26 protein-coding genes are annotated in these 26,824 nt (G+C 70.5%); 10 read left to right on the forward strand and 16 right to left on the reverse strand.

Annotated features, from left to right (window positions below):
• The first annotated feature begins 324 nt into the window (after positions 1–324).
• Positions 325–1,428, forward strand: a complete 1,104-nt coding sequence (locus tag BJ969_RS16255) for a mandelate racemase/muconate lactonizing enzyme family protein (protein ID WP_184479750.1) — start codon at positions 325–327, stop codon at positions 1,426–1,428.
• Positions 1,429–1,473: 45 nt separating this feature from the next.
• Here the strand turns inward: BJ969_RS16255 and BJ969_RS16260 are convergent, their stop codons facing one another.
• Together BJ969_RS16260 and BJ969_RS16265 are read right to left on the reverse strand one after the other, a co-directional pair.
• The gene (locus tag BJ969_RS16260) at positions 1,474–2,274 is read right to left on the reverse strand and encodes an ion transporter (protein WP_343071440.1); all 801 of its coding nucleotides are present in this window, start codon (positions 2,272–2,274) and stop codon (positions 1,474–1,476) included.
• Positions 2,275–2,655: 381 nt separating this feature from the next.
• Positions 2,656–3,606, reverse strand: a complete 951-nt coding sequence (locus BJ969_RS16265) for a helix-turn-helix domain-containing protein (protein ID WP_184479752.1) — start codon at positions 3,604–3,606, stop codon at positions 2,656–2,658.
• 85 nt (positions 3,607–3,691) lie between these two features.
• Between BJ969_RS16265 and BJ969_RS16270 the strand changes: the two genes are divergently transcribed.
• A complete protein-coding gene (locus BJ969_RS16270; RefSeq protein WP_184479753.1) occupies positions 3,692–4,942 on the forward strand; it encodes an MFS transporter in 1,251 nt (416 codons plus the stop codon).
• A gap of 189 nt (positions 4,943–5,131) precedes the next feature.
• Here BJ969_RS16270 and BJ969_RS31005 read toward each other — a convergent pair whose 3' ends face one another.
• The 7 genes from BJ969_RS31005 to BJ969_RS16305 form a co-directional block, all read right to left on the reverse strand.
• Positions 5,132–5,368: a DUF1272 domain-containing protein gene (locus BJ969_RS31005; protein ID WP_425503558.1), complete on the reverse strand. Its 237-nt coding sequence runs from the start codon at positions 5,366–5,368 to the stop codon at positions 5,132–5,134.
• A gap of 24 nt (positions 5,369–5,392) precedes the next feature.
• Positions 5,393–5,737: an NIPSNAP family protein gene (locus BJ969_RS16280; protein WP_184479755.1), complete on the reverse strand. Its 345-nt coding sequence runs from the start codon at positions 5,735–5,737 to the stop codon at positions 5,393–5,395.
• Entirely contained in the window at positions 5,734–6,873 is a 1,140-nt protein-coding gene (locus BJ969_RS16285; RefSeq protein ID WP_184479756.1) for a hypothetical protein, read from the reverse strand. Before BJ969_RS16285 ends, BJ969_RS16280 begins: the two co-directional genes overlap by 4 nt.
• Positions 6,870–8,510: a class I tRNA ligase family protein gene (locus tag BJ969_RS16290; protein WP_184479757.1), complete on the reverse strand. Its 1,641-nt coding sequence runs from the start codon at positions 8,508–8,510 to the stop codon at positions 6,870–6,872. The genes BJ969_RS16285 and BJ969_RS16290 overlap by 4 nt, the downstream gene beginning before the upstream one ends.
• A gap of 113 nt (positions 8,511–8,623) precedes the next feature.
• Positions 8,624–9,148, reverse strand: a complete 525-nt coding sequence (gene epsC, locus BJ969_RS16295; protein WP_184479758.1) for a serine O-acetyltransferase EpsC — start codon at positions 9,146–9,148, stop codon at positions 8,624–8,626.
• Positions 9,149–9,430: 282 nt separating this feature from the next.
• Positions 9,431–10,585: an NAD(P)/FAD-dependent oxidoreductase gene (locus BJ969_RS16300; RefSeq protein WP_184479759.1), complete on the reverse strand. Its 1,155-nt coding sequence runs from the start codon at positions 10,583–10,585 to the stop codon at positions 9,431–9,433.
• The gene (locus BJ969_RS16305; protein WP_184479760.1) at positions 10,582–10,959 is read right to left on the reverse strand and encodes a cupin domain-containing protein; all 378 of its coding nucleotides are present in this window, start codon (positions 10,957–10,959) and stop codon (positions 10,582–10,584) included. The genes BJ969_RS16300 and BJ969_RS16305 overlap by 4 nt, the downstream gene beginning before the upstream one ends.
• Positions 10,960–11,394: 435 nt before the next feature.
• On the opposite strand from BJ969_RS16305, the gene BJ969_RS16310 reads away from it, so the two are divergent.
• Positions 11,395–12,627 carry a SidA/IucD/PvdA family monooxygenase gene (locus BJ969_RS16310; protein ID WP_343071714.1) on the forward strand — a complete coding sequence of 411 codons (1,233 nt, stop codon included), beginning with the start codon at positions 11,395–11,397 and terminating at the stop codon, positions 12,625–12,627.
• Between the two features lie 297 nt (positions 12,628–12,924).
• Here BJ969_RS16310 and BJ969_RS16315 read toward each other — a convergent pair whose 3' ends face one another.
• Both BJ969_RS16315 and BJ969_RS16320 read right to left on the reverse strand, forming a co-directional pair.
• Entirely contained in the window at positions 12,925–13,446 is a 522-nt protein-coding gene (locus BJ969_RS16315; protein WP_184479762.1) for a DinB family protein, read from the reverse strand.
• Between the two features lie 29 nt (positions 13,447–13,475).
• Positions 13,476–14,732: an amino acid permease gene (locus BJ969_RS16320; protein ID WP_184479763.1), complete on the reverse strand. Its 1,257-nt coding sequence runs from the start codon at positions 14,730–14,732 to the stop codon at positions 13,476–13,478.
• A 158-nt stretch (positions 14,733–14,890) separates the two neighbouring features.
• Between BJ969_RS16320 and BJ969_RS16325 the strand changes: the two genes are divergently transcribed.
• A complete protein-coding gene (locus BJ969_RS16325) occupies positions 14,891–15,337 on the forward strand; it encodes an Lrp/AsnC family transcriptional regulator (RefSeq protein WP_184479764.1) in 447 nt (148 codons plus the stop codon).
• A 222-nt stretch (positions 15,338–15,559) separates the two neighbouring features.
• Here BJ969_RS16325 and BJ969_RS16330 read toward each other — a convergent pair whose 3' ends face one another.
• From BJ969_RS16330 to BJ969_RS16340, 3 genes are all read right to left on the reverse strand, one after another.
• A complete protein-coding gene (locus BJ969_RS16330; RefSeq protein ID WP_184479765.1) occupies positions 15,560–16,273 on the reverse strand; it encodes a helix-turn-helix transcriptional regulator in 714 nt (237 codons plus the stop codon).
• A 984-nt stretch (positions 16,274–17,257) separates the two neighbouring features.
• Positions 17,258–17,719, reverse strand: a complete 462-nt coding sequence (locus BJ969_RS16335; protein WP_184479766.1) for a flavodoxin family protein — start codon at positions 17,717–17,719, stop codon at positions 17,258–17,260.
• Between the two features lie 108 nt (positions 17,720–17,827).
• Positions 17,828–18,397, reverse strand: a complete 570-nt coding sequence (locus tag BJ969_RS16340) for a thymidine kinase (RefSeq protein ID WP_184479767.1) — start codon at positions 18,395–18,397, stop codon at positions 17,828–17,830.
• 238 nt (positions 18,398–18,635) lie between these two features.
• Between BJ969_RS16340 and BJ969_RS16345 the strand changes: the two genes are divergently transcribed.
• The 6 genes from BJ969_RS16345 to BJ969_RS16370 all read left to right on the forward strand — a co-directional run bounded on the left by BJ969_RS16345 (position 18,636) and on the right by BJ969_RS16370 (position 25,260).
• The gene (locus tag BJ969_RS16345) at positions 18,636–19,112 is read left to right on the forward strand and encodes a nuclear transport factor 2 family protein (RefSeq protein ID WP_184479768.1); all 477 of its coding nucleotides are present in this window, start codon (positions 18,636–18,638) and stop codon (positions 19,110–19,112) included.
• A 32-nt stretch (positions 19,113–19,144) separates the two neighbouring features.
• A complete protein-coding gene (locus BJ969_RS16350; protein ID WP_184479769.1) occupies positions 19,145–20,314 on the forward strand; it encodes a hypothetical protein in 1,170 nt (389 codons plus the stop codon).
• A complete protein-coding gene (locus BJ969_RS16355) occupies positions 20,311–21,090 on the forward strand; it encodes an SDR family oxidoreductase (protein ID WP_184479770.1) in 780 nt (259 codons plus the stop codon). Before BJ969_RS16350 ends, BJ969_RS16355 begins: the two co-directional genes overlap by 4 nt.
• A gap of 10 nt (positions 21,091–21,100) precedes the next feature.
• On the forward strand, positions 21,101–22,231 hold the full coding sequence (locus BJ969_RS16360) for a sulfotransferase family protein (protein ID WP_184479771.1): 1,131 nt from the start codon (positions 21,101–21,103) through the stop codon (positions 22,229–22,231).
• A 402-nt stretch (positions 22,232–22,633) separates the two neighbouring features.
• Positions 22,634–23,641: a 1-aminocyclopropane-1-carboxylate deaminase gene (locus BJ969_RS16365; RefSeq protein ID WP_184479772.1), complete on the forward strand. Its 1,008-nt coding sequence runs from the start codon at positions 22,634–22,636 to the stop codon at positions 23,639–23,641.
• A 368-nt stretch (positions 23,642–24,009) separates the two neighbouring features.
• A complete protein-coding gene (locus tag BJ969_RS16370; protein ID WP_184479773.1) occupies positions 24,010–25,260 on the forward strand; it encodes an MFS transporter in 1,251 nt (416 codons plus the stop codon).
• A 113-nt stretch (positions 25,261–25,373) separates the two neighbouring features.
• Here BJ969_RS16370 and BJ969_RS16375 read toward each other — a convergent pair whose 3' ends face one another.
• The gene (locus tag BJ969_RS16375; RefSeq protein WP_184479774.1) at positions 25,374–25,601 is read right to left on the reverse strand and encodes a hypothetical protein; all 228 of its coding nucleotides are present in this window, start codon (positions 25,599–25,601) and stop codon (positions 25,374–25,376) included.
• Positions 25,602–25,846: 245 nt separating this feature from the next.
• Positions 25,847–26,761, reverse strand: a complete 915-nt coding sequence (locus BJ969_RS16380) for an alpha/beta hydrolase fold domain-containing protein (protein ID WP_184479775.1) — start codon at positions 26,759–26,761, stop codon at positions 25,847–25,849.
• Positions 26,762–26,824 lie beyond the last annotated feature (63 nt).

The following is a 26,824-nucleotide window of genomic DNA, read 5'->3' on the forward strand; positions in this document are numbered from 1 at the left end:
GACCCCAGCGGGTTCTCGGGTGCTTCCGCGACTCCGCCGGGTACAGCTCGGCCACGACGGTTGTGTTCATATTTCGAACGCAGCGACCGAAACCTTGGCAGAGCGGCTACGGCGGAGTGGAGGTTTTCGGCGTGCACCGGTGGAGGTCGACGGAAGAACTCCCGGACGCAACGCCGCTAACGAACAACCCGTTCACTAATCGGCGGCGATGACCACGCCCTCTCACCGGCCGTAGGATGATCGTTCGACGAAAGCCGACCACCGCGCCGCACTGCTCGCCGAAGCGGCGTCCGTTTCCGCTTCGCCGTCCAGGTCTGGAGCCGCATGAAGATCCGCGAAATCCACGTCTACGCGCACGACCTGCCGGTCGCGAACCCGCCGTTCGTCATCGCCAGCAGCACCGTCTGGTCGCTGCAGACGACGCTGGTGCGCCTCGTGGCCGAGGACGGTACCGAAGGCTGGGGCGAGACCTGTCCCGTCGGCCCCACCTACGCCGAGGCCCACGCCGGGGGCGCCCGCGCCGCGCTGGCCGAGATGGCGCCGGGGCTGATCGGCGCCGACCTGTGGCCGCTGGCGCTGCACCGCCGGATGGACGCGCTGCTCAACGGCCACCACTACGCGAAGGCGGCCCTCGACATCGCCGCGCACGACCTGATCGGCAAGCGACTCGGCGTGCGGGTGGCCGAACTCCTGGGCGGCGCGGCGACGGAACGCGTGCCCTCCTACTACTCCTCCGGCGTCGGCGATCCCGACGAGACCGCGCGGATCGCCGCCGACCGGGTCGCCGAGGGGTATCCGCGGCTTCAGGTGAAGCTCGGCGGGCGTCCGGTGGAGACCGACATCGAGGCCCTGCGCAAGGTCTGGGAGGCCGTCGGCGGCTCGGGCGTGCGGCTCGCGGCGGACGGGAACCGCAGCTGGAACACGCGCGACGTGCTGCGCCTCAGCCGCGAGTGCGCCGACATCCCCGTGGTGCTGGAACAGCCCTGCGACAGCGTGGAAGAACTGGCCCGCGTCCGCCCGCAGCTGCAGCACCCGATCTACCTCGACGAAGGCGGCGTCGACCTGAACACCGTGATCACGGCGGCGGGCACCGGCCTGGTCGACGGGTTCGGCATGAAGGTGACGCGGATCGGCGGCCTGCAGCCGATGCGCGCGTTCCGCGATCTGTGCGCCGCGCGGCGGTTGCCGCACAGCTGCGACGACGCCTGGGGCGGGGACGTGATCGCCGCCGCCTGCCTGCACGTCGGCGCCACGGTGCGCCCGGAGCTCAACGAAGGGGTCTGGATCGCCGCGCCCTACATCGCCGAGCACTACGACCCGCGGGCGGGGATCCGGATCGAGGGCGGCCACATCACCATGCCCACCGGACCCGGTCTGGGCGTGACGCCCGACGCCACCCTCTTCGGCGACCCGATCGCCTCCTTCTGAGCGGGAGTCCCGCGAGGAGAGTCCTCGCGGGACGGGAACCTCCGATCACTCCGGGGCTCGGGCGGGTTCGTGCAGCCTGCGGACTTCGGCGCGGAGGTCCTTGACCTCCGCCAGCAGCACGTCGAGCACGGGCCGGTCGTCGTGGCCGCTGTCCTGCCGTTCGTCGGCGATCTGCGTTTCCATCGCGCTGACGGCGACGGCGATGACGAGGTTGAGCACGGTGTAGGTGGTGACCGCGATGTAGAGGATGAAGAAGATCCACGCCATCGGCTGCTCGTCCATCACCTCCCGCGCCACCTCGGACCAGGCCTCGCCGGTCATCACCTGGAACAGGGTGAACAGCGAGCTCGCCAGGTCGCCGAAGTACTCCGGGGAGACCGCGCTGAACAGCTTGGTCGCCACCACCGCGGCGACGTAGAGGATCAGCCCGAGCAGCGCGGCGATCGACGCCATGCCCGGAAGTGCCGAGAGCAGCGCCGAGACCACGCGCCGCATGCTGGGAACGGCGGACACCAGCCGCAGCGCGCGCAGGACCCGCAACGCGCGCAGCACGCCGAACGCGCCCGAAGTGGCCATCAGCGCCACCCCGACGATCACGGTGTCGAAGCAGTTCCACGGATCGCGGAAGAACGCGGCCCGGTAGGCGAACAACCGCGCCGCCAGCTCCGCTACGAAAACGACCAGCGCCGTCTGGTCCACCGCTCGCAGCACGTCCCCGTACTGGGCCGACAATCCCGGGAAGGTCTCGCACCCCAGGGTGATCGCGTTGATCAGGATCACGGCCGTGATCGCTTTCTGGAACGCCGGAGCGTCGACGACGACTCGAACGCGTTCGGACAGGCTCACTGCGGACTCCCCCGGTTTCAACTCCGCGCGTCGGACGTGCGCGCGGATCCCCATGAATTCCTTGCGACCACGGAAAGTAGCGCAGGTTACGCATAGCGATATCACCTGGTCGCGAGATCACCACGAAAGCTTGATCAGCTTCCGCTTAGGCACCGCGCTGAGCGCGCTGCGTCAAGATCGCCCGAGCCGCGAGCTCCCCGGTGCACCGAGCACAGTGCTCGGTGCATCGGGTGAAGCAGACCGGCGAAGGCCACCCGGTGATCCGCCAGGTCCAGCAGAACGACGTCCACGAGCTCAGCGGCTCCGGGGGCGCTCGAAGGCTGAACACGGCCCTGCGGGCAGGAAAGCGCCGAGGTCGCGCCACCCGCTCCAGGACTCGCGCTACGCGTCGAGGAAGGTGCGGCGGTACTGGGTCGGGGAGGTGCCCAGGTTGCGGGTGAAGTGGTGGCGCAGGTTCGCAGCGGAGCCCATGCCGCAGCGCCGCGCGATGTCCTCGATGGAGTGATCGGTGGCTTCGAGCAGTTCGCGCGCGCTCGCCAGCCGCCGTTCGTGCAGCCAGCGCAACGGGGTCGTGCCGGTGGAGTCGTGGAAGCGGCGGAGGAGGGTGCGCGTGCTCAGCCCCGCGTGCCGCGCCACGTCGGCGATGGTCAGCGGGGCGTGCAGGTTCTCGACCATCCAGTGCAGCACCGGCCCGAGCCCGTCGTCGTAGCGCGGGACGGGGGTTTCGATGTACTGCGCTTGCCCGCCGGGGCGGTGGCTCGGCGCGACGAGGCGGCGCGCCAGCCGGTTGGCCGCTCCCGTGCCCAGGTCGACGCCGACGAGGTGCAGGCACAGGTCGAGGCCGGCGGACCGTCCCGCGCTGGTGAGCACGTCGCCCTCGTCGACGTAGAGCACCGCCGGGTCGACCCGCACCCGCGGATACCTGCTCGCCAGCGCGTCGGCGTGCAGCCAGTGCGTGGTGGCGCGGCGCCCGTCCAGCAGGCCCGCGGCGGCGAACGCGAACGCGCCGGTGCACAGCGCCACCATCCTGGCTCCGGCCAGGTGCGCCGCCCGCACCGCGTCCACCAGGCGCGGTTCCGGTTCGGTCCCGTGGTCGGGCAGCGCGGGCACCACGACGGTGTCCGCGGCGGCCAGGGCGTCGAGCCCGTGCTCGGTCCGCACCTGGAACCCGCCTTGGACGGAGGTGCCGCCGGGGTCGGCGGCGCAGAGGCGCAGCGAGTACCAGGGGTCGGCGAGGTCGGGCCGGGCGGTGCCGAAGATTTCGCACGCGATGGACAGCTCGTACATCGGCATGCCGTCCACTACCGCCACAGCGACGGTTCCGGTGGGCATGCCGACAGCGTATGTCACGATCTTGACGAAGGTTGTCGACTCTGCCACTCGTGCGCGCTGCGAGCCCGGCGCAGACTCGGGACTCGTGCACGAATCGGATTCGACCCTCGCGCGCCCGCGTCGGCTCGCTCGTGGCGCCGCGTTCGCGGTGTCCGCCGCGGTGATCGGGCTCTGCCTGGCCGCGGCGACCGCCCCCGCCCCGCTCTACAAGCTCTACCAGGCGCAGTGGGGTTTCTCGACGCCCGCGTTGACCTTGGTGTACGCGGTGTACTGCGTCGGGGTGCTCGTGGCGCTGCTGCTGTTCGGGCGCCTGTCCGACAGCTGGGGTCGGCGGCCGGTCATCATCGCGGGGCTGGTCGGTCTGCTCGCCGCGATGGCGGTGTTCCTCAACGCGTACTCGGTGAGCTGGCTGTTCGTCGCGCGCGGGTTGCAGGGGCTCGCCACCGGGATCGCGATCAGCGCGGCCGGCGCCGCCCTGCTGGAGTTCGCTCCGCCCGCGGAACCCGGACGGGGTGGCTTGCTCAACGCCGTCGCCAGTTCGCTCGGGGTCGGCTGCGGCGGGCTGTTCGGGGCCGTGCTGGTGCAGTTCTCGCCGAGCCCGCTGGTCGTTCCGTTCGCGGTGCTGGCCGTCCTGGTGGCCGCGCTGGTCGTTACCGCCGCGTTCTTGCCGGAGACGGTGGCGCGCGGTTCCGGGCCGCGCCGCCTGCGGTTCGCGGGACCGCGGGTTCCGCGCGGCATCCGGGCACCGTTCGTGCTGTCCGGGCTGGGGATCACGGCCGCGTGGGCGAACGTGGGGCTCTACCAGTCCCTGGTGCCGACGCTGGCCCCGGCGCTGCTGCGGTCGCAGACCTACCTCGCCGCCGGGCTCGCCATCTTCGCGCTGGGCGGGGCTTCGGCCGTCGCACCGCTGCTGCTGAAGGCGCGCGCCACGAGCACCCTCATCGCGGGCGGCCTGGTGACGCTGGTCGCCGGAGTGGCCATCATGGCGCTGTCGCTGGAATTCCCGGCACCGGTGCTGTTCATCGCAGCCAGCCTGGTGATCGGCACCGGAGTCGGCACCAGCATGGTCGGCTCGATCCGCCTGGTGGGCGAGATCGCCCCACCGACCCACCGGGCGAGCGTCATGGCCGCCTTCTACGTGGTCGCCTACTGCGCGATCTCGGTCCCGGCCGTGATCGTCGGATTCCTGGTGCGAGAAATCGGCACCACCGCCACCTTCCAGCTGTTCGCGGCCACCATCGCCCTCCTCTCCCTCACCGCCCTAGCAGTCAACCGCCAAGTCCTACGCCCCGCCCGCAAAACCCCCGCCCCAGCTCTGGCCCGAGACCGGAACTGACTTACCGAACAAGAACGCGTTCCCCGTCTTGTCAGCGGCGAAGCCGCTGAGCAGCGACCACGCACGCAACCGGACCACCCGCTGGTTCTCAGCGGGATTCTCGCGAGGACAGCTTTTTCCCTCGTGGCGGAGCCACTCGGGAAAACGATCCCGCAGCGAGAATCCCGCTGAGTTTCCGCCACCCCACCCCTACGCAGGCCCAACCCGAGAAGGCCGCAACTGCAAGATTCCGCCGCAGTTGGGGCAGGTTCTGGTCAGTTCGGTGGTGCACCGAGCGCAGAAGGTGCATTCGTAGGAGCAGATGTAGGCCTCCGTCGAATCGCGCGGCAGTTCCGCCGAGCACCGCTCGCACGCCGTTCGCATGTCCAGCACGTCGCCTCCTCGCCGCGGTGCGGCACGGCCGATACCGCGCCCCGGCCTCATCATGCCCGGATCAGCGGGCCGGCGGAATCACGCCGCACCGTCCTTCGCGAGGCTCGTCGCGGCTTGCTCGGGCACTTCCAGCACGATGGTGTGGTAGCTGCTGATGCGGGACACGATCTCCTCCCGAGGCCCGGTTTTCCAGGCGTCACCGCCGTAGAACGCGTCCTCCTGCGCGACGCGGGTCTCCAGGTCGGGGAACGCGCGGATGAGGTACGCCTCCTCGTGGCCGTCTTCGGCGACCGCCGAGAGCCCGTGGTCGAGCACGCGGATCCCGGACCGGCGCAGCATCGGCACCGACCTGTCGCGCAGCAGCCCCGCGAAGCTCTCCCCCGTTCCGGGCTCCAGCCGGTAGGTGCGGATCTCGATGATCACGTTGCCTCCTCGATCTCGGTTCCCGAACGTCTCGCCGCGCCTGCCGGGCCACCGGGTCGCACCAGCGCGAACCGGGCGAACGCGATCGCCCCGACCACGCCGGGGAACAGGATCGCCGGACCCAGCGCCGGGGACACCACCAGCAGCGCCCCCGCGCCGGCGATGCCCGCGACCCGCGCACCGGTCGCCGCCGCCGCGTTGGCGGCGACCCTGCCGGACATCCAGGCGAACAGGCACAACGTCATCGCGGCGGGCCCGTAGAGGAAGTAGCCGACCTCCCAGCCACGCAGCTGCGCCAGCACCAGCACGACCGCGACGGGCGCCACCGCCGCTGCCACCGGCAGCGGACCGCGGGTGCCGCGCAGCCCCGCCGACAACGTCGAGGCCGCGACCAGGTTGGTGCGGCAGTAGCTCACCGCGAGCAGGCCGACGAGGGCCGCCAGCACCGGGCCCGCGCTCCCCGGCCCGTCGGCACCCGCGCGGACCAGCCGCAACGAGATCAGCCCGGCCCCGAAGGCGGCCACCACCAGGAAGACCGGGAACAGCACCCGGCGTCCGGTGCGGGATTCCGCGGGCGACCAGGAGCGGCGCACCTCCCAGCCCACGATGGACACGAAGAACAGCAGCCCGGTCGCCACCGGCCCGGCCGCGCTCACCGCGCTCGACGTGCCGGACAGGTCCACCGCGGCGGGCCACCACGACCACACCAGCGCGGTGAGCACCGTGAGCACCGTCCGGGCCCGCTTCGCCGCGTCGCCGAGCGCCGGGCGGGCGAGCGCCAGCAGTCCGCTGAGCACGAGCAGCCCGACGCCGATCCAGCCGCCCGCGCCGCCGGCGCCGATCGCCGCGGCCACCACGTGCCCGGCGAACCCGCACAGGAACACCTGCCCGGCGAGGATGCCGCCGACGTACCAAGCGCTGATCACGCCCTGCTCCACCGGGTCGCCCGCGAGCACCCCGCGCTCCTCGGTGCGGTGCGCCAGCGCCAGGCGGGTCGCCACCCCGACGACCAGCCCGAGCGAGCACGTCAGCAGCCACGACGCGACGTCGACCATCCGGTCCGCGAGCACCGGCACGCACAGCAGCAGCCCCACGCCGACCACTTCGGCCAGCAGGCGGCCGAACGTCCGCGTCAACGCTGCCCCCGGTACCGCGCCAGCGGCGTGCGCAGCTCCGGGCCCACCAGCGCGTCGCCGGTCAGGTTCACCGACGCCTCCGGCCAGGTCCGCAGCCCGTCGAGCGACCAGCTGACCTCGGCGCCGAAGTGGCGCAGCACCGACTCCGACCAGGTCGGCATGATCGGGTAGGCGGCCACCACGAGCCGCAGGAACGCCTCCGCGAGGTCGTGCAGCCGCCGCCCGCCGCCCGCGGTCTCCTGGCCCAGCGAGTAGATCCGGAACACCTCGGAGTAGGTCTCGACCGCGAACGAGCGCAGTTCCTCCGCCGCGGACCGCAGCGAGAACGTGCGGACGTCGAACGCGGCGGCGAGCCGGTCGACCCGTTCCTGCGCCATCGCGGTGTACTTGCCGGGCGCTGCGGCGTCGAATCGCGGGATGCGCCCCGCATAGCTGCGCCGCACCATGCCGACCAGCAGCTCGGCGGTGTCTCCGAAGTAGGTGCCGAGTTCCCGCGTCGCCGCGTCGAAGCGCTGCCGGTAGAAGCTGGTCTCCTCGGTCTCCGGGCTGGTGCGTGCCAGGTAGAACCGGACGGCGTCGGCCGCGTGCTCCTCGAAGAACTCCGAGCCCCAGATGGCGTGACCGCGGCTGGTGGAGAACTTCAGCCCTTCCAGCTGGTAGAACTCGTTGGTCACGATCTGCTCGGGCAGCACCAGCGACTCCTCCGCCATGCACAGCGCGGGCCAGAACACGGCGTGCGAGTACAGGCAGTCGAAACCGAGGAAGTGCACCACCGCGGTCTCCGGGTCCTCCCAGATGTCGCGGCCGGACCTTTCCGAGTTCATCCCGCCCTGCAACGTGTCCAGGCTGAACAGGTAGCCGCACACCCCGGCGAACCAGGTGTCGATGATGTGGCCCTCCCACCCGGGCAGCGGCACGGGCACGCCGTAGGTGCCGCGCCGGGTGAACGCGGCGTCCTCCAGCGGCTCGGCGAGCAGCGCCTTGATGAAGTCGCGCGGACGCGGGCGGAGGTCGACGGAGTCCAGGTAGTTGCGCAGCGCCTTGCGGTACCGCTCCACGGGCAGCACGATCCGCTCTTCGTCCACGATGGACGGAGCTTCGCCGCAGAAGTGGCAGCGCGGTTCGGCGAGCCCGTCGCTGGCCTGCGGCCAGCCGCACGCCTCGCAGTACATGCCGCCGTTGGTCGAACCGCACTCCTGGCACAGTCCGGTGAGTTCGGCCTCGTACAGGTTGAGGTCGCAGGTCTCGCAGTGGAACACGCGCTGGGTGCGGACTTCGAGGCGACCGCGCTCCCACAGGCGCAGGAACAGGTCGTGCACCACTTCGACGTGCCGCGGGTCCTGCTTGGGGTGGGCGAAGCGGTCCGGGAGCATGTTGCCGCCGGCCAGGGACCGCTCCATCCGCTGGGCGAAGCGGTACGCGGTCCGATGTGGATCCTCGCCGATCTCCGCCGCTTTCCGGGGCACGTAGCAGGAATGCTCGTCGGCGTAGCTCACGTGGTGCACCCGGTGACCGGTCTGGCGCAGGTAGCGAGATAGCACGTCGGAGCCGAGGAAAGGGCCGGAGAGGTGACCGAGGTGCAGGTCGCCGTTCGGGTTCGGCGGGGCCGCGGTCACCACGTACGTCTTGTTCTCCACAGGAACTCCCAAACCGGTAGTGGGCAAGCGGGTAGCGGGCATGCGGTAGCGGGCATGCGGTAGCGGGCATGCGGTCGGAAAGGCACTGCGAACCGTTCGCGCGAACGGGGACGTCAGGAAGCCGGGGTGCGCGCGCCCTGCCTGCCGTCCCTGGCGTGCACGACGGCCCCAGGCAGCACGGAGCGGGTGACGACCGCGTGGGCGGCGATGTGCGCCCCGGCACCGATCTCGATGGCACCGAGCACGCTCGCGTTGGTGCCCACCACGACGTGGTCGCCGATGACGGGATGCCGGGTGGAGCCCGGACCGCCGTCCTTCCACCAGCCCACCGAGCCGAGGGTCACCTGGTGGTAGAGCATCACGTCGTCCCCGATGACGCAGGTCTCGCCGATCACCACGGCGGCACCGTGATCGACGAAGAACCGCCGTCCGATGCGCGCACCGGGGTGGATCTCGATGCCGGTCAGGATGCGCGCCGCGTTCGCCAGCACCCTGGCCGGGACGTACCGGCGGTTCCGGTAGCAGCGGTGCGCGATCCGGTACGTCCAGAGCGCGGTGATGCTGGCGTGCAGCAGCGCTTCGGCTCTGCTGCGGACCGACGGGTCCTTGCCGAGGACCGTGTCCAAGTCCTCTTTCATGCGCGGGAGAATGTTCGTCACCTCGAACCTCAGAGCCTGTCGTGGAACTTGGCCCGCTCAGCGGATTGCTCAGCGGTACCTCAGCGGCTGCCGCACCGACGTTCGCCGGGTGTGGCCGCGACTTCCTGTTGCGCGCCGCTGTGCGGCGAGCGCGCCGTCCTCGCGGAGGGACCGCCGAGGGCTCCCCGGCGGTCGTTCCGCTGGAGCCGGTCGCTGCTCAGCGGGTCCGCCGATGGCGGGCGGGCGGTGCGCACCGGGGACGACGAGGTCGGCAGCGGGCGCTCAGACCGTGCTGTAGGTGTAGTCCGACGAGATCGATTCGCTGGTGGCGAACCGGTCCGGCCGGTAGGCGGCGGACATCGGGTTCGGCGCCCCGGTCGCGATCTCGCTCGCGACGGCGTGCCCGACTCCGGCGGCGAGCTTGAAACCGCCGCCGCTCATCCCGGTGGCCAGGTAGATCCCGGGCTTCCCGGACCAGCCCACCAGCGGCCGCCGGTCCGGTGTGTACGCCTCGAAGCCCACGCCGCCGCCCACCACGGCGGCCCCTGCGGTGCGGGGGACCCGTTCGGAGAGCGCGTCGCGGGCGGCGAGCACCGTGCGCCGGTCGAGTTCGGCCGAGCCCCGTTCGTCGCCGAGCTCCTGGTCCACCCCGAACAGCACGCCCGCGTCCCCGTCCGGCCGGTAGTAGGTGCCGAGGACGTCGTCGATGACCAGCGGAATCCGCACCGGTCCGGCGCCGGTGGCGGCGACCGAGGCCGTACCGATGGGACGGGACCGGATGGGCACGCTCACCCCGGCCGTGGCGCCCAGGTGGTGCGACCAGATCCCGTTGGCCAGCACCACGACGTCGGCCTCCACGTCCGCGCCGGGCAGCTCGGCGACGACCGGCCCGCCCTCGCCGACCGACAAGTGCTGCACCCGGCTGCGGAGGCGGAACCGCACGCCCCGGTCGGCCGCCAGCCGCGCCAGCGCCGCCGAGATCTCCGCGGGCGCCGCGTAGCCCGCGTCCTGCTCGACGGCCACCACCTCGGTGGCCGCGAGCCGCAGGTCGGGGTGCGCGGACCGCACGGATTCCCGGTCGTGCAAGGCGATCCGGATGCCGGCCTGCCGGGCCCGCGCGACGTGGGCTTCGAGCACGCCGCGGTTGGCCTCGTCGGTGATGAACGCGAACCCGGTGCGCCGGAACCGCCCCGGGCCGGCGTGCCGCGCGGTGAGGTCGCGCATCAGCGGGACCGCGCGCGCGGCCAGCTCCAAGTCCACATCGGACATGTGCAGTCCGCGGATCAGACCGCCGGACTTCGCGGTCGCACCGACCTCCGCGACCTGGTTCTGCTCGCAGACGGTGACCTGCACCGAGGGGTGCGCCGCGAGGTGGTACGCGACGCTGACACCGATGACCCCGGCACCGACGACGAGCACCCGGACGTCCGCGGTCATGCGGGGGTCGCCTCGCCGGTGGGGAACCAGATGGACAGGTAGACGAGGTCGTCGGCGCCGTCGTTGGTCACCTCGTGCTCCACGCCGGGCCGGATGTGCACCTCGTCGCCGTAGGCGACCGGTTCCGCCTCGTCGCCCACCCGCACCGTGCCGGTGCCACCGAAGAAGAAGAAGATCTCGCGTTCGTGGTGCGCGTGCGCCGTGGACGTCTGCCCCGGGGCGACCGCGCACCACGCGCCTTCGAACGGGAACTTCCCGATGACCTCCGGAGCGGACAGGCGCTTCGCTCTCAGGTTGTAGTCGGCCTCGTAGGTCAACCCGTTGCTCGGCCAGGAACGCAGGTCCACGGCGATCTCCCAAGGTGTCGTCCTCATCGGTTCGCCGGCCGCACCGGCGAGTGATCCGAACACTACGAACGGAATTCGCCGGTGTCCCGCGCTGAGCACGGAGAACGGTCTCCACGTTCGACTAGCGCTTCCGGGCGAACACGCGACTCCGTTCACCTCGGCGCCGTTCGTCCCGCGACTCCACCACCTCCCCGATCGTCGTATTCGGGTCCGGAATCGCAGGCACGACTACCGCGAAGGTGGAGGCGAAGTCGTCGATTTCCCGCATTCCGGCTCCGTCGAGGTGCACCGACGTGCAGTGCGTTTCGGCCGCCGATCGAGGCCGGATCGGCTTTTCGGCCGGTAGATTTCTCCTCGCGGTAGCCGTGCGCACACCGCACCGCTGCCGCACCAATCCACACGCCCGCTTGTCGGATTTTTAATGGGGTAGCCTTGACTTCATTCGACGTTGAAGTGCTCGCCGTGGGAGCCGGTCCGTCCAATCTGGCCTTGATGGTGGCGCTGGAGGACGCCGAGTCCGGACTTGCCGAGCAGACCCTGATGGTCGAACAGCACGCCGAGGTGCAGTGGCAGCGCGGCATGCTCATCCCCTGGGCGCAGAGCCAGGTCTCGTTCGTCAAGGACCTCGCCACGCCGCGCAACCCGCGCAGCCGCTTCACCTTCCTCAACTACCTGCACGAACAGGGCCGGATGGACGAATTCGTCAACCTCGGCACCTTCCACCCGTACCGCCTGGAGATCTCGAACTACTTCCGGTGGGCCGCGTCGAACCTGTCGCGAGTGCGGTCCCGGTACAACACGCGGTGCGAGACCATCGCCCCGATCGTCGGCGAGGACGGAACGGTCACCGGCTGGTCGGCCCGATTCGGCGACGGTTCGACGGTGACGGCCCGCGACGTGGTCTTCGGGATCGGCCGGGACGCGCACGTTCCGGCGGTGTTCCGGGACCTCCCCGAATCCCGCCTCATCCACAGCACCCGATTCCTGGACCGGGTCGAGGAACTGCGCGACAACGGCTGGCGGCGCCCGGTCGTGGTCGGCGGGGCGCAGAGCGCCGCGGAAATGTTCGCGTCCGTTCAGGACTACGTCCCGGGCAGCAGTCCCACGATCATCATGCGGTCCATCGGTTTCGACTACTACCAGACCAGTTCGTTCACCAACGAGCTCTACTACTCGTCCTTCGTCGACGAATTCCACAGCGCGCCGCCGCAGCAGCGGGAACGCATGAACGCGGAAATGCGCACCACGAACTACGCCGGCCTGGCACCGTACCTGCTGGATTCGCTCTACCGGGACCAATACCTGCAACGACTGGTGGGCGACGAGCGCTTCCGGATCGTCACCACCACCGACATCACCTCGGCCCGCGTCGACGGGGACGAGGTCGTGCTCACCACGTTCGACCGCAAGACCGAGCGCAAGTCCGAGGTCCGCTGCGACGTGGTGCTGCTCGGCACCGGGTTCGACCAGCGACCGCCCGGCCTGGTGCGCTCCGCGGTGGAGGGCGCCGGAGCGCGGGACGCGACCGTCGACCGGAACTACCGGGTGGAACTGGGTGAGGACGACCGCGCGGGGATCTACCTGCACGGCCTCAACGAGGACACCCACGGCATCTCCGACTCGCTGCTGAGCGTCCTCGCCCAGCGCGCCACCGAGATCAGCGCGGACATGGTCAAACGCCGCTCCAACGACTGAGTTCGTCGGGTATCCGGCCTCGGTCTGCGTAGCAGGTCGGGTGGCGGAACCTCAGTAGTCTTCTCGCTGCGGGATCTTTTTCCCAAGTGGCTCCGCCACGAGGGAAAAAGCCGTCCTCGCGAGAAGACTACTGAGAACCCGCGGGTGGTCTTCTTGCTTTGGTGGTCGCTGCTCAGCGGCTTCGCCGCTGACAAGATTGCGATGAACAACTCGCGCGCACACCGGAAATGCGACGTCGAAGACAGGCGCTGAGGCCATCCGAGGCGGGGCTCCGAAGTGGAGCCCCGCCTCGTGGCGTTACCAGCCGCGTTCGCCGTCCCACTGCTCGCGGATGATGTCGGCTTGGCCGGCGTGGCGGGCGGTGTCGAGCGCGACGTGGCACAGGGCCCAGCGCAGGGTGTAGTCGCCCGCGGTCTGCGCGCCGGTGCTCGTGAGCTCCAGTTCGTCGATGACGGCGTCGCTCGCCGCGCAGGCCGCGTCGTAGCGCTCCAGCAGCACCGGCAAGTCCTCGCCGGCGCCCAGAACCCAGTCGCCGTCCGGGTTCTCCGGGCCGAACGGCATCGGCAGGGTCGTTCCCCCCAGAACTTCCTGGAACCAGTGCTGCTCGACGGTCGTGAGGTGCTTGACGATGCCGCCGAGCGAGGTGCTGGACCGGGTGGGGTTGTAGGCGGCGCCGTCGGCGGTGATCCCGCGGACCTTGGCCCGGATCGTGTCGCGCCCGAACCGCAACCAGCTCCGCAGCATGTCCTTCTCGTCGAGACCGTGCTTCGGGATCCACCGATCCGGTTTGCCCACGCAGGTCGGGACGTGATGCGCCATTGTGCGAATTCTCCTCGGTATCAGGGGGTTCAGGCCGCGACGGGCGTCTTCGGCTTCGCGTAGCGGCGGAACGCCAGCGAGCCCAGTGCCAGCGCGACCGGCAGCAGCAGGAACCACCCGGAGAACACCAGCACCACGGCCATGACCGCGCACGCCACCAGCGAACCGATCCAGACCGCCGAGCCGGTGGGCAGCAGCTTCGCACCGGCGGCGAGCCCCGCGACGTACACGGCCATGAAGCACGCCGACGCGGCGAGCATCAGGTTCCCCAGGTCCATCCCGGCCGCCAGCGCCCCGGTGGCCACGACGACCGTGACGCCACCGAGCACCGCGAGGCTGCGGCGCGGGGTCTCCCCCGCCGCGCCACCGCGGGCCAGCGGCAGCGGCAGCGCACCGTCGCGCGCGAGCGCGGCACCGAGCCGGGCCCCGCCGGCGAGGTAGGCGTTCATCACCCCGGTGGTCAGCAGGAACGCCAGCACGCCGGTCAGCATCGCCGCCCCGGAGCCGAGCCCTTCCTCCAGCAGCAGGGTGATCGGCACCGACGAGGCCGCCAGCCGCGGTCCGAGCACGAGCACGCAGGTCAGCGCGAGCCCGACGTAGAGGACGCCGACGACCACCAGCGTCCAGGCGGTGACCTTCGGCAGGTCCCGCTTCGGGTCGGCGAAGTCGCCGGAGAGGTGCGTGACCGCCTCCCATCCGGCGAAGGTGAAGAACAGGACGCTGGCCGCGCGTCCCACCGCCGCCCACCCGTTCGGCAGGAACGGCGCGAGGTTGCCGGGGTCGGCCTTCGGCAGCGCGGCGAGCACGGTCACGACCATCAGCAGGGCCAGCACGCTGATCAGCAGCAGCTGCACCCCGCCCGAGACGTGCAGGCCGATCGCGTTGGTCGTCAGCCCGATCAGCACGATCACGGCCGCGACCAGGTAGGCCACGTCGTCGCCCGCGCCGAAGGCGTGCGCGACGTACTGGCCGCCGACGTAGGCGACGGCGGTGGCTCCGATGGGCAGCGCGAAGTAGAACCACCACCCCACCGCCGCGCTGGCCTGCGGCCCGAAGGCCTGCTTGACGAAGGTGGCGACGCCGCCACCGTCCGGGTACCGGGTGCCGAGCGCGGTGAAGGTCGCCGCCACCGGCACGCACAGCGCCACCAGCGCCAGCCACGCGAGCACCGACGCCGGACCGGCGATCTGCGCCGCCAGGGACGGGAGGGCGAGCACGCCCGCGCCGAGGATGGCGCCCACGTAGAGCGCGGTTCCTTGCGCGAGCCCGATTCGTCGATCGCTCACCGGCGGTGACCTCCTGCGTTTGGCGTGCTCGGCGGCTTGCGCGCACCACCCCGGTACCGGCACGGTGACACGACACGATGCGTTCAGCTTATATATCGTAGGCGGAACGTGTCCATCACCTTCGAAAGACAGGCGCCGTGGCGGAAACACCTTCGGAAATGGACTCGATCGACCTCGCGTTGCTCGCCGACCTCCAGCGGGACGGCAGGACTTCCCACGCCGAGCTGGCGCGCCGCGTCGGGCTCAGCGCGCCCGCGGTCGCCGAGCGGCTGCGCCGCTTGGAGCGGACCGGGGTGATCACCGGCTACGCGGTGCGCCTCGACCCGGCGAAGCTCGGCTTCGGCATCGTGGCGTTCATCCGCCTCGCCGCGTTCGGCGTCGGCTACCGGGACGAGGCGGTGCAGGACCTGCTGCGCCTGCCCGAGGTCATGGAGACGCACCACGTCGTGGGCGAGGACTGCTGGATCTTCAAGGTCGCCGTCCCCGACGTCGGCAGGCTCGAATCGGTCCTGTCCAAGATGACCGAGGTCGGCCGCACGACGACCTCCATCGTCCTGTCCTCCCCGGTCACCGACAACACCCTCCCGTTGACCCCGGAATCCTGACCCGCAGCGAATTTCCCGCAGTTCCCGGAAAAGCTCCTTGTCCTGCCAGGAGCCGCTGAGCAGCGACCACGCAGCCAGCCGGACCACCCGCGGGTGCTCAGCGTTCTTCTCGCGAGGACGGGGTCTTCCCTCGTGGCGGAGCCACTCGGGAGAAAGATCCCGCAGCGGGAAGAACGCCGAGGTTCCGCCACCCGACCCTGCGCACACCGACCGGGGAAGGCCTCACTCCGCCGATTCCGTGAAGAGTCTCTTGTTTAGCCAGCCCGTGCGGTACACCATCGCCACGATCTGGGACCGCTCGTCGAAGTTGAGCTTGCTGAGCACGTTGGAGATGTGCGTTTTCACGGTGGCCCTGGTGATGAAGGTGCGAGTGGCGATCTCCTTGGTGGTCATGCCCATCGCGAGCATCTGCGCGATCTCCTGCTCCCGGTTGGTGAGCACGTCGAAGACCACCTGGTCCGCCGGTTCGGACAGCCGACCGGTCTCATTGATCATCTGCACGACGTGGGTGGTGATGGTGGGCGCCAGGCTGCATTCGCCGTTGAGCAGCGCCCGCGCGGTGTTGACCAGCACCGCGGGCTCGTCGTACTTCGTCACCAGCCCGCGCACCCCCATTTCGAGCGCGCGCAGGACGTCGTCCAAGCCGCTGGAGAGCACCGCGAGCACGGGTGTCGCCTGCGAGTGCCGCATCCGGTTGCGCAGCAGCGCCGGTCCCGGGTCTTCGAGCAGCGAGTCGAAGTAGACCACGACGAGGTCGATGTGCGCGTTCTCCAGCGCCCGCAACAGGTCGGACTCGTTGGCCGTGACGTCGATGCTCGCTTCGGGCAGCTGGCGCAGGGTGGCGACGATCCCCGCTCCCGCGAGCCGGTCGTTGGTGTGGACCACGATCTTCGGCCCCTCGACGTCGCCCACCGACTCCTGCAGACCGATCCCCAACGCCCGTCCCCCCGGCTCGTCCTGATGCCTGCCCTCCCGCGCCACCTGCCCATGGGGGCGTTCTTCGATGCACGGGATCACCCTCCCGACCACATCCCCGCCGTCATCCCGGCGACGCCGCACCCGGACCGCCCGGCCGATCACCTTTCCTCCCGAAAACGAGGATCGGGAAAACCCTCAACAATGGTCTCGCCCGAGCCACCGACACAGGGCGAGACCATTATTCCGATTGACGAAGACGAGCTCAGCGCTCCTGGATAACATCGTCGACGGTTGTGCACAACACGATCAGGGAATCTGACGCAACGCCACACGACTCCACCCTCAACACAATTCTACGCAGGTTGAGCCGTCGAGACCCAACTCTAAACCGACTCTAGCGCCGGGAACCGCGTGAGCACCTACTCCATCCAGACCAACTTGGCCTTTCCCCGATTGCCCAGGAACTGCGGCCGAACCGCCCGGCCGATATCACCAAAGCACCCTCCTGCCCTGGCCTAGCCGCCAGAGGCATGCCGGAACGGCACGCCCACCCGAAGCCGCCGACGCCCCACCGAGGGGATTCCCTAGGCCCAAGCGACCCGCCCGCGGCATTCTTCCGACACCTCAGACCGCATCAATCATTTGAAAGCGCTTCCATTAACAAATCAAGAACATCCCCCACAAGACCCGATCAGCCAATGGGACTCCGGAGGCGGCCGATCAATCAGGAGCCCAATTCGAACCGCACCGAGCAGAATCCCTCGACAACCCGCCCACGGAAATACCTGCGCACTCTTCCTCCGGCAACACGATTTCAGATATGAGGCGCACTGGCGAGACCAGCAGACAACAGCATCACCGTCGTGCAGCCGCCTGCGACGACCAGCCGGGGAGCCCGCGGGCGCACGGCAGGCAGAATCCGCGGGTTCCCCGACATCCACGCTCGCCGCATCAACGGCCGGGGTGCGCCACCTGACCGAACGCGGGACCGGCTCATCGCCGCTACGCGCGCCCCGCGCGCACCTTCGCGGCGAACGCGCGCGCGGCGGCCAGGTCCGCGTCGTTCGGGCGGCGCTTGCGGAGCCCGCCGATCGGCTTGAACGGTGCCCAGGTGTCGAACGCGCGGCACGAGAAGGTGCCGTCCACCGCGAAGCCCTTGCCTTCGAGCAGCCGGGTCAGCGGCCGGGAGAACGGCAGCAGCGGCATCTCGGGGAAGCCGCTGGTGGCGAAGACGAAGGCGCTGCCCCGCCGTCCGGGCAGCTCCTCGACGAAGCCGGTCAGGCGGGGGTGCATCTTGCCGCGGAAGACGCCCGAACCGAATCCCACCAGGTCCGCCGCGGCGAGCTCCGCCGGGTCGGCCTGCTCGGGTGCCACGACCCGCGCGTCCAGCACCCGGGCCATTTCGTCGGCGACGCGACGCGTGTTGCCGTGCGACACCGAGACGCACACGATGACGGTCCTCATCATCACGATCCTTTCGTCCGCTTCCTCGGTCGGGACGGCGCGGCGGCGCCGGACGTGACACCGCCGGCACGTGATCGCAGCCACTCGATCCGAGGTCGCGGAGGACCGCTACCCCAGGGTGCCGATCTTCAGCAGGTAGCAGGTTCCGCACATGGATTCGTAGCCGACCTCGCCGTCGATGGCGACCTGGCTGCCCTCCCGCGTGAAGGCGCCCCCGACGGTGCGCGCGTTCAGCGTCGCCTTGCGCCCGCAGCGGCAGATCGTCTTGAGCTCCTCGATGGAATGCGCCAGTTCCATCAACCGGAGGCTGCCGGGGAACCCGCGGGTGCGGAAGTCGTTGCGCAACCCGTAGGCGATCACCGGGATTCCGTCCTGCACGGCGAGCCGGAACAGGTCCTCGACCTGGGCTCCGGTGAGGAACTGCGCCTCGTCGACGAGCAGGCAGTCCGGTGCGCCCGCGGCCAGCACGGCATCGCGCAGGGCGGCCTCCTCGTCCAGGACGAGGTCGACCTCCCTGCTCACCATGAGCCGCGACACCACCTGCGGGCTCTTGGTGTCGACCGTCGGTTTCACCACGAGGACGTGCTGTCCGCGTTCCCTGTAGTTGTGCGCCACTTGGATCAGCGCCGTCGACTTGCCGGAGTTCATCGCTCCGTACCGGAAGTAGAGCTTCGCCACGAGCGGACACGCTAGCCAAAGCGTCGCGACGAGCTCGAACCGCCAGGGAGGAGATCTGCCGCAGCGGACGCCGCGGAGGCGCCCAGGGGTCGGTTCAGCATGACCTGCGGAGCTGATCGGGTAGCGGAACCCCAGCGGCTTCCTCGCTGACAAGACACCGATCAAAAGATCATTCCGCGAGGACCGACAAGTAGAACAGGTTCTTGCGCCAGGCGAGCGGACTCGCAAGACTGCCGAGATGGACATCGCGGCTCTCGAAGAGATCAAACGGCTCAAGCACCGCTACCTCCGCTGCGTCGACCTCAAGCAGTGGGACGAGCTCGCGGACACGCTGACGGTCGACGCCACCGCCGAGTACGGCACGGCCGTCCAGGGCGGCCCCCTGCGGCGGGCCGGGCGCGACGCGATCGTCGGCTTCCTGCGCGAGACGCTCACGCCGGGCATCATCACGGCGCATTCGGCGCAACAGCCCGAGATCCACCTCGACGGCGACACCGCCACCGGCACCTGGTGCTTCACCGACACCGTGATCGCGACCGAGCACGACCACACCATGATCCAGGGCGCCGCCTTCTACGAGGACCGGTACGCGCGCGGCGGCGACGGCGCCTGGCGCATCCGGCACACCGGGTTCACCCGGACCTACGAGTACGTGGTCGCACTCGGCGAGCTGCCGGGCTTCCGGATGACCGCCGACCGCTGGCGCGAGCGTTGACCACTCACTAGAACTAGTTCTACTCTCGGTCGATGCTCACTCAGCCGTTCGCCGACGCCGTCGTCGAAGCCGAGAAGGTCATCGCCGAGGCACCGCACATCCGGACCGAGCAGGACCTGGTCGAGGGCTACGAGTACCTGGCGGGAAGCATCCGGGCCTCGCTGCAGATGGCCTGGGCGTACGAGCGGGACTTCCCGTTCTTCGTCAGCTCCACCGGGCCGCACACCAAGATGGGGTTGGACAACCCCGACGCGCTGTACTTCCACGCCTACCTGCGCGACGACGCCGAGTACGTCGTCACCGGCACCCGCGGCTCCACCCGCGACCTGAGTTTCCAGGTGCTCGGTGGCGACTACTCGCCGGTGGAGGTGCCGGACAGCCTCACGGCCTTCGACGACCGCGAGCTCGACATCGGCCCGGACGGCCGGTTCGAGCTGCGGTTCGGGCCCGACCGCACCCAGGCCGGCCCCGGGTACGTGGTGCTCGGCGAAGGGTCGGCGATGCTCGTGGTGCGCGAGGTCTACGGCGACTGGAGCACCGAGCGGCGCGGCACGCTGCGCATCCACCGCGCCGACCGGCTCGGTTCGGCGCCGCCGCCGCGGCAGCGCACGACGCTGGAGAAGCGGTACGGGGTCGCGGGCAAGATCCTGCTCAACCGGCTGCGGACGTTCCTGGCGTTCCCGGAGTGGTTCTACCTGGACCTGCCCGCGAACACGATGACCGAGCCGCGGCGCACCCCCGGTGGGCTGGCCACGCAGTTCTCCTCAGCGGGGCACTACGACCTCGCCGACGACCAGGCCATGATCGTCACCGTGCCCGCGTCCGAAGCGCCGTACCAGGGAATCCAGCTCGGCAGCCGGTGGTACGTCTCGCTGGACTACAGCGACCACCAGACCAGCCTCACCGCCGATCAGGCGCGGACCGACCCGGACGGCATGCTCCGGTTCGTGATCAGCGAGCGCGACCCCGGCGTCGCGAACTGGCTGGAACGGTTGGGGCATTCCCGCGGATTCGTCCAGATCCGCTGGCAGCGGCTTTCCCGGGAGCTGGGTCCCGCCGACGGCCCGCAGGTCGAGGTGGTGGACGTCGCCGAGCTGCCCGCGAAGCTCCCGCACCACGAGCGCTCGCGGATCACCCCCGCCGAGTGGGCGGAGCGGATCGCGGCGCGGCAGATCGCGGTCGCGGAGAGGATGCTCGGATGACGTTGTTGCGGGACAAGGTGGTTCTGGTGTCCGGGATCGGCCCCGGGCTCGGCAGGGCGCTCGCGGTGCGGTGCGCGGCGGCCGGTGCGGACGTGGTGCTCGCCGCCCGCACGCGGCACCGGCTCGACGCGGTCGCCGAGGAGGTAACCGCGCTGGGCAGGCGAGCGGTCACGGCCGCGGTCGACATCACCGACGAGGACGCGCCACGACGGCTCGCCCAGGCCGCGGCGGAGGAGTTCGGGCGGCTGGACGTCCTGATCAACAACGCGTTCGCGATCCCCCCGCGGACCGAGCTGCTCGACACCGACCTCGACGCGGTGCGCGCCGGGTTCGAGACCGGGGCGTTCGCCGCGCTGCGGCTTACGCGCGAGTGCGCGCCGCTGCTCGTGGAGCGGCAGGGCTCGGTCGTAATGATCAATTCGGCGGTGCTGCGGCATTCCCGGCGCACCTTCGGCGCGTACAAGATGGCGAAGACGAGCCTGCTGTCGATGGCGCAGACCCTGTCGACCGAGCTGGGCCCGCGCGGCGTGCGCGTCAACACGGTCGCGCCCGGCTACATCTGGGCGGGCTCGCTGCAGTGGTACTTCGCCCAACTGGCGAAGGAACGCGGCGTGGACCCGCGGCAGGTCTACGACGAGACGGCGGCGACCACCGACCTGCGCAAGCTGCCCGAGCCGGACGAGATCGCCGATGCCGTGCTCTTCCTCGCCTCCCCCATGGCACGCGCCATCACCGGCCAGTGCCTCGACGTCAACGGCGGCGAGTACCACCACTGAAGGGGACATCATGAGTGTGGGCACCGTGGCCGACCTGCACGCCTCCGCGACGCGGCGCACCGGGCTGGACGACTTCGGCCCCGACGACTACACCGACGGGCTCGCCGCGCTGCTGGAGTCCTACGAGCGCGAGGCGGGCCTGACACCGCTGGGCGAGAAGGTGCACCGGTCGTTCCTGCGGGGAGCGCTGGTCGCCCGGTCGCTCAGCGAATCCGCGTGGCGGACGCACCCCGAGCACGCCGACGTGCCCGTCGCCCGGCCGATCTTCGTCACCGGCCTGCCCCGCACCGGCACGACCGCGCTGCACCGGCTGCTCACCGCCGACCCCGCGCACCAGGGATTGGAGGTGTGGCTGACGGAGGCACCGCAGCCGAGGCCGCCCCGCGAGACGTGGCCGGACGACCCGGTGTTCCAGCACATCCAAGCCGGGTACCGGCAATACCACGTGCGCCACCCCGAATTCCTCGGTGTGCACGCGATGTCCGCCGACGAGGTCGAGGAGTGCTGGCAGCTGCTGCGGCAGTCGATGCGCTCGATCTCCTACGAATGCCTCGCGCACGTCCCGTCGTACTCGCGGTGGCTGGCCGGGCAGGACTGGACGGCGGCCTACCGCAGGCACCGGCGCAACCTCCAGCTGATCGGCCTGCCCGATCCGCACCGCCGCTGGGTGCTGAAGAACCCGAGCCACCTGTTCGCCCTGGACGCCCTGCTGGAGGTCTACCCGGACGCGCTGATCGTGCAGACCCACCGCGCGCCCGAAGTCGCGATCGCCTCCGTGTGCAGCCTCAACGCGCAGGCCAGCGCGGACTGGTCGGAGACGTTCCGGGGCGGCACCGTCGGTCGCGACCAGCTGGAGCTGTGGTCCCGCGGTTTGGCCGCGTTCACCGCCGAGCGGGCGAAGCACGACCAGGCGCGGTTCTACGACGTGCACTACGAGGACTTCGTGGCCGACCCGCTGGGCACGGTGGCCGCGCTCTACGACCACTTCGGGTTGGAACTCGGCGACGAGGCCGACGCGGCGATGCGGCGCCTGCACACCGAAAGCACCACCGGAGCCCGAAAACCCTCGCACCGCTACCACCTCGCCGACTTCGACCTGTCCGAAGCGGACGTCAGGTCTCGGTTCCCCGCATCGGGTTGAGGCGACCGGTTCCCCAGACGGAATCACCGGAATCACTCAAGTCCGCGAGCGTGATCCCGAGGCCGAAGAGAACCCGCTGAGCGATCAACACCACCTCATTAGCGGTTGTCCCTGGTGAGAGGACAATCTCGCCCATCGGAACCTTTGTGCGCTAGGTACTTCCCCCTCCTCGTCATCTTGCGCTTCCGTTGACACACCGGACACGGACGAAGCTCCCGCGGCAGCTGCGAACGACTCCGCAGCCGCGGGCTTCCTCTTGATTTCCCGTGCAGCGGGAACGGGGGTGGCGTGCGGTGGGGTCGCCGCGCAGGATCGGCGGGTGATCAGTGGTGCCGGGTGGTCCGGCACCAGCAGGTGCGGCGGCTCCGGAGGGAACCGCCGCGGACGAGACGCAGGAGCTCCATGTCGCTCGCCGACTTCCCCCGCTACCCGCTGCTGTTCGGCCCCAGTCCGGTGCACCCGCTCGATCGGCTCACCGCCCACCTCGGCGGGGCGCGGATCTGGGCCAAGCGCGAGGACTGCAACTCCGGCCTCGCCTACGGCGGCAACAAGACCCGCAAGCTGGAGTACATCGTGCCGGACGTGCTCGCCTCCGGCGCCGACACGCTGGTCTCCATCGGCGGCTACCAGTCCAACCACACCCGCCAGGTCGCGGCCGTCGCGGCGAAGCTGGGGCTCGGCGCGCGGCTGGTCCAGGAGAAGTGGGTGGACTGGCCGGACTCGGTCAACGACAAGGTCGGCAACATCCTGCTCTCCCGGATCATGGGCGCCGACGTGCGGCTGGACCCGGCCGGGTTCGACATCGGCATCCGCGAGTCCTGGGAGGAGGCGATGGAGGAGGTCCGGGCGTCCGGGGGAACGCCCTACGGCATCCCGGCCGGGGCGTCCGAGCACGAGCTCGGCGGGCTCGGCTTCGCGAACTGGGCCGACGAGGTCGCCCAGCAGGAGGAGCAGCTGGGCGTCTTCTTCGACACCATCGTCGTCTGCACCGTCACCGGCTCCACGCACGCCGGGATGATCGCCGGGTTCGCCGGGCAGGAACGCCCGCGGCGGGTCATCGGCATCGACGCTTCCGCCACGCTGGACAAGACGCGCGAGCAGGTCGCGCGGATCGCCCGCGCCACGGCCGAGCTGATCGGACTGGGCCGGGAGCTCCGCGAGGACGAGATCACCGTGCTCGCGGGCTGGGCGGGCGAGCTCTACGGCGTGCCGGTGCAGTCGACGATCGACGCGATCCGGCTCTGCGGCAGGCTGGAAGGAATGATCATCGACCCGGTGTACGAGGGGAAGTCGATGGCGGGGCTGATCGACCTGGTCCGCGACGGCGAGATCGAGCAGAGCTCGAACGTGCTCTACGCCCACCTCGGCGGGCAGCCCGCGCTCAACGCGTACGCGGGCGCCTTCGGCTGAACCGCCTGGCGAGGCGGCCCCGGATCGCATCCGGGGCCGCCTCATCACGCCAGTGGAACACGCAGGGGCTCCGGACCGGCGGACGGCTCGCACGCCGGCCGCTCCCCCTCGCGACGACCGGAACCACCTGGTGATCGCGGCGCGTGGATCACCGCGCCGAACGCGGACGTTGAGACCGCTGCATCGTGTTCCCGCCTCGCGATCCCCGTGGTTCCGACGCCCCCCGGATGCGCTCGAACGTTGTTGTCAAGGGACTGTCACCTGCTGGGAATGCGCAGGCTCCGGCGCTGGTTCTACCCCTCTGGCCGGAGTGCGATCGCGTCCGGTTCGTCGAACGGGAGCGAGGCGGCGTGAGGTCAGGGAAGTCGATGCGGACAAGCGGGTCCGGCACCGAGGAGCGGTTGCCGCGCGAGATCTGGATCCTGGTCACGGGCAGCTTCATCGTCGCGATCGGGATGGGCATCGTCTCCCCCGCGCTGCCGGCGTTCGCGACCTCGTTCGACGTGGGGGTGACCGCGGCGTCGTTCATCGTGAGCGCGTTCGCCTTCATGCGGCTGGCCTTCGCTCCCGCGAGCGGTCGGCTCGTGGCGTGGTTCGGCGAGCGCCCGATCTACGTGTGGGGCGTGTCGATCGTCGGCGTGAGCAGCGCGGCCTGCGCCTTCGCCGACTCGTACTGGCAACTGCTGGTGTTCCGGGCGCTCGGCGGCACCGGTTCGACGATGTTCACCGTGTCCGTGGTGGCGCTGCTGGTGCGGCTGTCGCCGCCGAAGCAGCGCGGGCGGGCCTCCGGGCTGTGGGCGACGAGCTTCCTGCTGGGCAACGTCTCCGGCCCGATCATCGGCAGCCTGCTGGTCGCCTACTCGCTGCGGCTGCCGTTCCTCATCTACGGTGCCGCGCTGTTCCTCGCCGCGTTCGTCGGCTGGCTGCTGCTGCGGAACTCGACGCTGGCCGCGCCGGTGAAGGACGACGTCCCGGCGATGACGGTCCGCGAGGCGCTGGGGTCGCGGATCTACCGCGCGGCGATGCTGTCGAACTTCAGCACCGGCTGGGCCGTGTTCGGCGTGCGCATCGCGCTGATCCCGCTGTTCGTGGTGGAGGCGCTGCACTCCACGCAAGCGATGGCCGGGGTGGCGCTGTCGGTGTTCGCCGTCGGCAACGCGGCGGTGATCATGCTGTCCGGGCGGATCTCCGACCGCCACGGCCGCAAGCCGATGGCGCTGCTCGGCCTCGCCGTCTCGGTGGTCGGCACCGCGGCACTGGGGTTCAGCGGTTCCGTCGCGGTCTTCCTGGTGGCGTCGCTGGTCGCCGGGGTCGGCGCGGGACTGCTCAACCCGGCGCAGAACGCGGCCGTCGCCGATCTGCTCGGCAGCAAGGGCAAGGGCGGTCCGGTGCTGGCCGCGTTCCAGATGTCCGCCGACGTCGGAGCGATCGTGGGGCCGCTGGTCACGGGCATGATCGCCGACGCCGTCTCGTACGAGGTGGCCTTCGGGGTGACGGCGCTGACCGCCGTGCTCGCCCTGGGCGCGTGGCTCGCGGCTCCGGAGACCCAGGGCGGCCCTCCCGCGTCGGAGTCGGTCCACCCGGACACCGACATCGACCCGGAACGAGCCGCGAAGTAGACCTGGCCCGGAAGACGTTGCACCGCACCGAATTCGCGGACCGCGTCGAGCGACGTGCGGCGAGGTTCCCGGCCGGGGACCTCGCCGCACGTCATCCGGTCAACGCCGGATCATCAGAGCTGGTAGGCCCACAGCTCGTACACGCCGACGGAGTTGCGGCGGCACTCGTGGCCCAGGCTCGTCCCGCCACCACCGCCGTGCGCGTCCGCCCAGGCCTTCTCGCACGCGGCGGCGGTGTTGTACCACTTGCCGGTGTAGACGTAGCCCTCCGCGGCGGCGGGCGCCGCGGTGACCAGCAGCATTCCCAGCCCGATCGCGGCACCGGTCGCAAGCTTCTTCACGAACGATCCTCTCGTCAGCACAGATGACGCGCACCGGCCGGATCATCGGCCGGTGTCGCTTCCCGAATCGGGGCGGACGTCGACTCCTTCGCAGCGCGACTCTCGCCGCTCGACGCCCGGAATCCGGTCCGCCCCGCCCGGCAAGTCGACCGCACCGACGCGCACCCGATCACCGGATCACGCACCAGGCTCGACTATGCGGGGAAATCTTCCTCGAACCTCGGACGCGGGGCGCCCGGCCGGACTCAGCCGGAGGCACCCGCGACGGCGCCGGTGCGGAGGAAGTCCGCGGTGCGGTCCAGGGCGGTTCGCGCTTCGGGGAGCCGCTGCAGGATCCAGCCGTGGAACATGCCCTCGTACTCCTCGTAGTCGACCGCGGCCCCGCGGGCGCGGGCGAGGGCGTTGAGCCGTCGCGCGTCGGAGAGCAGCACGTCGCGCGTGCCGCTGAGCACCCGCATCGGGCCGAGGCCACCGAGTTGCCCGTACAGCGGGCTCACCCTCGGATCATGCGGATCGAGATCGCCCGCGTACAGGCGACCGGCCTCCCGCAACCCGGCGATGCCCAGGTACGGGTCCTGCCGGTCCAGCGCGGGGACGTCGGGATGGCTCACCGCGATGTCCAGCCACGGCGAGATCAGCACCAGACGTCCCGGTTGCGGCCGTCCGAAGGCCGCCTGGCGCTGCGCGAGGAACAGGCTCAGCGCGCCCCCGGCGGAATCACCCATCACGACCTGGTCCGCCGGTGCCGCTCTCGCCGCGGTGCGCTGGAACGACGACCACACCATCGGCAACGTCGCGGTGTGGTCGTAGGTCGGCGCCAGCGGGTACAGCGGGACCGACACCGCCGCGCCGGTGCGAGCGATGAGACGGTCGAGGAAGTCCCAGTGCGCGGCTTCGATCTGGTGCACGTACGCGCCGCCGTGCAGGTACAGGACGTGCTGCGGGTTCCGCGTGCGCGGCGGCCGGAGCGTGTAGCAGCAGTGCCCCCGCACGTCGTGCTCGGTGACCTCGAACCGGTCCCGGAAGGACGGCGGCAGCTGGGCGTGCTCGGACTCGTGGCTCTCGGCGCTGCGCCGCAGCAGCACCGGATCGGCGAACGTGCGCTTGCGCCGGGTCAACCGGTACTTGCCGATCGTCAGCGCGCTCTGCCAGCTCACCATCGTTCGGCTTCCTCGGGTCGTGGTTTCCGGGTACCCACGGCGCGGGTTTCCACGCGCCGGCCG

The sequence above is a fragment of the Saccharopolyspora gloriosae genome, assembly GCF_014203325.1.
GTDB classification, from domain to species: Bacteria; Actinomycetota; Actinomycetes; order Mycobacteriales; family Pseudonocardiaceae; genus Saccharopolyspora_C; species Saccharopolyspora_C gloriosae.

Excerpts from the sequence above, each read along its gene's own strand:
- BJ969_RS16345 (WP_184479768.1), top strand. The coding sequence starts at position 18,636 with ATGGACATCGCGGCTCTCGAAGAGATCAAACGGCTCAAGCACCGCTAC.
- BJ969_RS16380 (WP_184479775.1), bottom strand. The coding sequence starts at position 26,761 with ATGGTGAGCTGGCAGAGCGCGCTGACGATCGGCAAGTACCGGTTGACC.
- BJ969_RS16300 (WP_184479759.1), bottom strand. The coding sequence starts at position 10,585 with ATGACCGCGGACGTCCGGGTGCTCGTCGTCGGTGCCGGGGTCATCGGT.
- BJ969_RS16305 (WP_184479760.1), bottom strand. The coding sequence starts at position 10,959 with ATGAGGACGACACCTTGGGAGATCGCCGTGGACCTGCGTTCCTGGCCG.
- BJ969_RS16335 (WP_184479766.1), bottom strand. The coding sequence starts at position 17,719 with ATGAGGACCGTCATCGTGTGCGTCTCGGTGTCGCACGGCAACACGCGT.
- BJ969_RS31005 (WP_425503558.1), bottom strand. The coding sequence starts at position 5,368 with ATGATGAGGCCGGGGCGCGGTATCGGCCGTGCCGCACCGCGGCGAGGA.
- BJ969_RS16255 (WP_184479750.1), top strand. The coding sequence starts at position 325 with ATGAAGATCCGCGAAATCCACGTCTACGCGCACGACCTGCCGGTCGCG.
- BJ969_RS16355 (WP_184479770.1), top strand. The coding sequence starts at position 20,311 with ATGACGTTGTTGCGGGACAAGGTGGTTCTGGTGTCCGGGATCGGCCCC.
- BJ969_RS16360 (WP_184479771.1), top strand. The coding sequence starts at position 21,101 with ATGAGTGTGGGCACCGTGGCCGACCTGCACGCCTCCGCGACGCGGCGC.
- epsC (WP_184479758.1), bottom strand. The coding sequence starts at position 9,148 with ATGAAAGAGGACTTGGACACGGTCCTCGGCAAGGACCCGTCGGTCCGC.
- BJ969_RS16350 (WP_184479769.1), top strand. The coding sequence starts at position 19,145 with ATGCTCACTCAGCCGTTCGCCGACGCCGTCGTCGAAGCCGAGAAGGTC.
- BJ969_RS16365 (WP_184479772.1), top strand. The coding sequence starts at position 22,634 with ATGTCGCTCGCCGACTTCCCCCGCTACCCGCTGCTGTTCGGCCCCAGT.
- BJ969_RS16315 (WP_184479762.1), bottom strand. The coding sequence starts at position 13,446 with ATGGCGCATCACGTCCCGACCTGCGTGGGCAAACCGGATCGGTGGATC.
- BJ969_RS16325 (WP_184479764.1), top strand. The coding sequence starts at position 14,891 with ATGGACTCGATCGACCTCGCGTTGCTCGCCGACCTCCAGCGGGACGGC.
- BJ969_RS16370 (WP_184479773.1), top strand. The coding sequence starts at position 24,010 with ATGCGGACAAGCGGGTCCGGCACCGAGGAGCGGTTGCCGCGCGAGATC.
- BJ969_RS16265 (WP_184479752.1), bottom strand. The coding sequence starts at position 3,606 with ATGCCCACCGGAACCGTCGCTGTGGCGGTAGTGGACGGCATGCCGATG.